Below are 5,093 nucleotides of genomic sequence, written 5' to 3'. Positions count from 1 at the left end.
CCAGCAGCAGCAGAGCAGCAGGGAGACGACGATGCCTGAGATCACCATCAGCATGGCCGAGGGCCGCACCGACGAGCAGAAGGCCGGCATGATGCGCGACATCACCCAGGCGCTGGTCAAGAATCTCGGCGTCGACGCCGATGCCGTCGTCATCCAGATCAACGAAGCCCCGCTCCGCCACAAGATGAAGGGCGGCAAGACCTTCGTGGAGCGCGCGGCGGCGGCAAAGAAGTGACGCGTTAGCGTCATTCCGGGGCAGCCCGCCAGGGCTGAACCCGGAATCTCGCGCTACAAACTTCTGGATTCCGGGTTCGCGCTTTGCGCGCCCCGGAATGACGAGCAAGCACCATGGACGCACGCGACTTTATTAAGCCTGGCATGAGCGCGGAGCGCACGCTGGTAGTCCCGACCGAGCGTACGGTCGGGCACTTCGTGCCGGGCATGCCCTTTGTCTACGCCACGCCGATGATGATCCTGGAAATGGAGATGACCGCGGGCGATGCGATCCGCTCGGCGCTCCAGCCGGGCTGGGTCACGGTCGGCACCGAGGTCGACATCCGCCATCTTGCCGCCGCGCTGGTTGGGGCTACCGTACGCACCACGGCAAAGGTCGTCGCCGTCGAGCGCCGCGTCATCCGCTTCGAGGTCGAGGCGTTCGAGGGCACGCGCAAGCTCGGCGACGGCCGTCATGCCCGCGGTCTCGTCAATGTCGAGATGTTCAACAAGCGGCTAGCCGCAGGCTCGAAATTGTAGGGTGGGCAAAGGCGCGAAGCGCCGTGCCCACCATTCCTCCACGATGGATAAAGATCGTGGGCACGCTTTCGCTTTGCCCACCCTACTGCATTCTTCTACTTCGCCAATTCCTTCGACCGCTGCGTCGCCGCGGCGACGGCGCGGATCATGAGATCGCGCAGGCCCGGCTCGCCCATCAGCACGCTGAGCGCTGCGGCCGTGGTGCCGCCGGGCGAGGTGACGTTCTGGCGCAGGGTGGCGGCAGGCAGCTCCGACTGGTGCAGCAGCTCGCCGGAGCCCGCGACCGTTTCGCGCGCGAGCTTTGTCGCCAGCGCTTCGGGCAATCCCGCTTCGACGCCCGCACGTGCGAGCTCTTCGGCGAGCAGGAACACATAGGCCGGGCCCGAGCCGGACACGGCGGTGACCGCGTCCATGAGACCCTCGTCCTCGACCCATTCGACCGAGCCGGTGGCGCGCAGCAGCGCATCGGCCACCGCGCGCTGCGCGGCGCTCACCTTGTTCGCCGCAACGGCGACGGTGATGCCGCGGCCGATCGCGGCCGGCGTGTTCGGCATCGCGCGCACCACGGCGCCGCCGCAGACCTGCTCAAGCGAGGCGATCGTGGTGCCCGCCATGATCGAGACCACCAAGGTTGCGTCCGAGACGAATTGCTTCAGCTTCGGGCCGGCCTCGCGGAACATCTGCGGCTTCACCGCGACAACCAGAGTCTCGACCTTGCCGGCGGTGGTCACATCGGGATTGAGCACGACGCCCTTGGCAGCCAGCGCGGAGATCTCGGGCGACGGATGCGGATCCATCACCGCGACGCGGCGAGGATCGAGCCCGCCGGCCAGCCAGCCGGTCAGCATCGCGCCGCCCATCTTGCCGGCGCCGGCGAGAAGGATGGTGCCGGTGATGTTTTGGAGGGGGTTGTCTGCCATCGCCACTGCCACACACTCAGGCGTCATCCCCGCGAAGGCGGGGATCCATAACCACGGGCGGTTCTAGTGGATCGAGGTGTCGGCAACAAGCCGCGTGCCACAAGCGACATCACGCGGTATGGATCCCAGATCTGCGCGCGCTTTATGCGCGCTTGTCTGGGATGACGTGGGGAGGGAGGGTCGGCGCTCCGACGTCGTAGAGGCCCTAGGCCTCGCCGACCGTGTCGAACATCGCCGCGTCCATCGCCTCGGCCGTGGTCTTGCCGGCCCACACCACGAACTGGAACGCCGGGAAGTAGCGCTCGCAGGCGTGGATGGCGCCGGCGAGCATGGCTTCGCACTGCGCGGTCGAGGCGGTGAGGCCGCCCGGCAGCACCAGGGCCTGGCGGTGCATGACCATGCCGGTGTTGGTCCACAAATCGAAATGACCGACCCACAGCTGCTCGTTGACGGCAGCGACGAGCCGCTGCACCTCGCCACGGCGCGCGAGCGGAATCTTCATGTCGAAGGCACAGGCCAGATGCAGCGCCTCGATCTCGCCCATCCAGGTGAAGGAGAGCTGGTAGTCGGTCCATTGTCCCTTGGAGACAATCGTGAGTTCGTCCTCGCCGGAGCGTTCGAACGGCCAGTTGTTGCTGGCAGCGATATCCTCGACCACCGCGAGCGGATGGCTTCTGGAATCGATGGTGCCTTCGAGCAGGGACATGCCGTCTCGACCTCTTGCCTTCTTGTTGTCTTTGATACGCACGCGGTTGGGCCCGGCGCGCACTCCCTCAACGTCGCTGCGGCGTTCCCTCGGATCAGCCTTTGCAATCCCCTCGGAGTCGCTCTTGCGATCCCTCGGATCGGCGCGGGCCTGTCGCGGATCAAGTGATGTGATTTGCGGAATCTGCGCAACGGGGTCGCGAGTCCGTCCACAAGCCAGGACTCGTTCGTCCACAGCTCATCTCCGCCACAATTATTAACGGTGGAGTCCCCCCATCGGGACGGAAGAGAACAAACCGGAATCAAATCGAGGGCGGGACCGCCATCGTTAATTCCGTCCTGCGAGGGCCGAACCGCCGCCGCGGCATGGCACCATGCGATTTGCCTATGCGGAACACGCTTGCCGCGACTGCTCGCCGGCGGCATATTTCCGTAAGGCCGTTCATCCCGGGCGGCCGATGTTCTCAGGGCGGGGTGAAAGTCCCCACCGGCGGTAAGGGCCGAAAGGCCCAAAGCCCGCGAGCGCCTTCCGCGAGGGTTATCCCGAACGGAAGGGTCAGCAGATTCGGTGCAACTCCGAAGCCGACGGTTAAAGTCCGGATGAAAGAGAACGGTCGCTGGCAGACGCATCGCGAGGATGCGGCTGTTTGTCGTTCCGTGTGCCCTGATTCTGGTCCTTGAACCGAGGAAAGCCATGAATCAGATGCTGCAAGATCCCTCCACCGAAACGGCCCCACCCACCCCGACGCCGCCGCCGGTTCCGCAAGATCCGGTGCCGGAGCATCCGCGCTTCGCCAAGCCGCAGCGGGTGGCGTTCGTGCAGGCCTGCTGGCACCGCGACGTGGTCGCGGAGGCCCGCATCGCCTTCGTGAAGGAGGCGGAAGCCCGCCACCTCACCCATGTCGACGTGTTCGAGGTGCCGGGCTCGTTCGAGATCCCGCTGCATGCGCAGATCCTCGCCAAGACGCGGCGCTACACCGCGATCGTGGCGGCCGGTCTCGTCGTCGATGGCGGCATCTACCGCCACGAGTTCGTCGCCGACACCGTGATCAAGGCGCTGATGGATGTGCAGCTCCGCACCGAGGTACCGGTGTTCTCGGCCGTGCTGACCCCGCAGCAATTCCACGAGACCGAGGTGCACTACGACTTCTTCCGCAAGCACTTCGCCATCAAGGGCGTCGAGGTCGCGGCCGCCTGTGCGGAGACGCTGCACGGCCTGGAGCGCCTGCGCGGCCAGGTCGCAGCGGGGATCGTGGGGTAGGCGATGATCATTCCGGGGCGCGCGTCACGCGGGCCCGGAATTCATTGATCGACAGAGATTACGGCAAGATGGATTCCGGGTTCGGCGCGCACGCGCCGCCCGGACCGAACTTCGCCCAGTAACGGACTCTACCTACCCTTCGTCAACCCAAGGATACACCCGCCTTTGCCCGGCTGATCCCGAGATTCAAGATGCGGTGCAGAAGATCCGGATATTTGAGCCCGTCATGATGAGCAGCCGTGGCGAACTCCTGGCTCTTGGCGATTTCGGGATTTGGATTCGCTTCGATGAAATACGGCGTGCCGTCGGCGGTGAGGCGAAAGTCGATGCGCGCATAGCCGTCGAGCCCTAGTGCCTGATAAATGCGTTTTGCGGCGCGCTGGATGCGCGCGGTGACCTCCGGCGAGAGGTCTTTCGCCGGCCCGTCGACGATGCCGACCTTCTCCTGATAGTCGGTGTCGTGCTTGGCCTTTTCGGTGGCGATGTGGCGTGACCTGCGACCGCCCATGCTGCCGAATTTCAGTTCCCAGACCGGCAGAACGCGCAGGCGGTTGTTGCCGAGCACGCCGACGTAAAGCTCGCGTCCCTCGATGAATTGCTCGGCGATGGCGGCGGTTTCGCTCCGATCGTGGATGAAGGCGACGCGCTCTGCGAGCTTTTCGTCGGTGTCGACGATCGAGGCTTGGGAAATGCCGGCAGATCCATCCATGTTCAGGCTCTTGACGATCAGCGGCAGCGCGAGATGCTTCGGCCGCTTGACCTTGCGCCGCATCGGGAAAACGGCGAAGGCCGGCACCGCGATGCGACGGTGGTGCACCAGCGTCTTTGACAGGTCTTTGCCGCGCGCCAGGATAAGGCCGCGCGGATTGCATCCGGTATAAGGGACCTTCATCAGTTCGAGATAGCTCGCGATGTGCTGGTCGAAGGCGACGTTGTTGTGGAATTCCTCCAGCAGCGTGAAGACCACTTGTGGCTTGAATTGCTCGATTGCTTCGCGGACCGGCTTGATCTCCTCCTGCGCTCCGAGCGGGCGAACCTCGTGGCCGGCCTCGCGCAAGGTGCTCACCACGTCGTACTCCGTCTTCCACACGTTGATTTCCTGTGCGGTGTATCCCTCGGAGGAGTCGGGAGGCATGAAGTCCGGGTGCATCAGCACGAGAATGCGGAGACGTCTCATAGTGCGATCCATTTGCGCCGAGACGGGCCAAACAACGCATGCATCGTCTTGGCGGTCACGAGGACGATGAAATCGAGCACGAGCTTCTGTTCGGGGCCTACGGCCCGCAGATCGAGATCCCGGCAGCGGGAGATCATGTCATCGAGCACGGCATCGAGCGTGAGCTGGTTCTCGCCCGTCCACCGCGCAACCAATTGCCGGATTTGCGCTCGGTGCCGCCTGATCAGGGTCGCGGCTGGCATCGACCGATGATGCCGAGGGTCGGCCGAAAACAGCC

The 5,093-nt window shown here is 64.9% G+C and carries 6 protein-coding genes, 1 pseudogene and 1 riboswitch; of the genes and pseudogenes, 3 read left to right on the top strand and 4 right to left on the bottom strand.

Annotation, left to right across the window (positions count from 1 at the left end):
• The first annotated feature begins 31 nt into the window (after window positions 1-31).
• Window positions 32-235: a tautomerase family protein gene (locus JHD07_RS20475; protein ID WP_025033847.1), complete on the top strand. Its 204-nt coding sequence runs from the start codon at window positions 32-34 to the stop codon at window positions 233-235.
• A 113-nt stretch (window positions 236-348) separates the two neighbouring features.
• Complete coding sequence (locus tag JHD07_RS20470; RefSeq protein WP_291625216.1) at window positions 349-753, top strand: hotdog domain-containing protein; 405 nt, start codon at window positions 349-351, stop codon at window positions 751-753.
• Between the two features lie 95 nt (window positions 754-848).
• Here JHD07_RS20470 and proC read toward each other — a convergent pair whose 3' ends face one another.
• Together proC and JHD07_RS20460 are read right to left on the bottom strand one after the other, a co-directional pair.
• Entirely contained in the window at window positions 849-1,673 is an 825-nt protein-coding gene (proC, locus tag JHD07_RS20465; RefSeq protein WP_291625214.1) for a pyrroline-5-carboxylate reductase, read from the bottom strand.
• Window positions 1,674-1,878: 205 nt separating this feature from the next.
• Window positions 1,879-2,379: a YbjN domain-containing protein gene (locus JHD07_RS20460; protein WP_291625212.1), complete on the bottom strand. Its 501-nt coding sequence runs from the start codon at window positions 2,377-2,379 to the stop codon at window positions 1,879-1,881.
• Window positions 2,380-2,834: 455 nt separating this feature from the next.
• Window positions 2,835-2,994: riboswitch (FMN riboswitch) on the top strand.
• Window positions 2,995-3,072: 78 nt separating this feature from the next.
• Between JHD07_RS20460 and JHD07_RS20455 the strand changes: the two genes are divergently transcribed.
• Window positions 3,073-3,639 carry a 6,7-dimethyl-8-ribityllumazine synthase gene (locus JHD07_RS20455; RefSeq protein WP_291625210.1) on the top strand — a complete coding sequence of 189 codons (567 nt, stop codon included), beginning with the start codon at window positions 3,073-3,075 and terminating at the stop codon, window positions 3,637-3,639.
• Between the two features lie 142 nt (window positions 3,640-3,781).
• Here JHD07_RS20455 and JHD07_RS20450 read toward each other — a convergent pair whose 3' ends face one another.
• Together JHD07_RS20450 and JHD07_RS20445 are read right to left on the bottom strand one after the other, a co-directional pair.
• On the bottom strand, window positions 3,782-4,816 hold the full coding sequence (locus JHD07_RS20450; RefSeq protein WP_291625208.1) for an ATP-grasp domain-containing protein: 1,035 nt from the start codon (window positions 4,814-4,816) through the stop codon (window positions 3,782-3,784).
• Window positions 4,813-5,093, bottom strand: a pseudogene (locus tag JHD07_RS20445) (hypothetical protein); the annotation flags it as partial. The gene JHD07_RS20450 and the pseudogene JHD07_RS20445, both read right to left, overlap by 4 nt.

The organism is Bradyrhizobium sp. (genome assembly GCF_016462955.1).
Taxonomy (GTDB): domain Bacteria; phylum Pseudomonadota; class Alphaproteobacteria; order Rhizobiales; family Xanthobacteraceae; genus Bradyrhizobium.
This window is presented reverse-complemented; position numbering and strand designations above follow the sequence as displayed.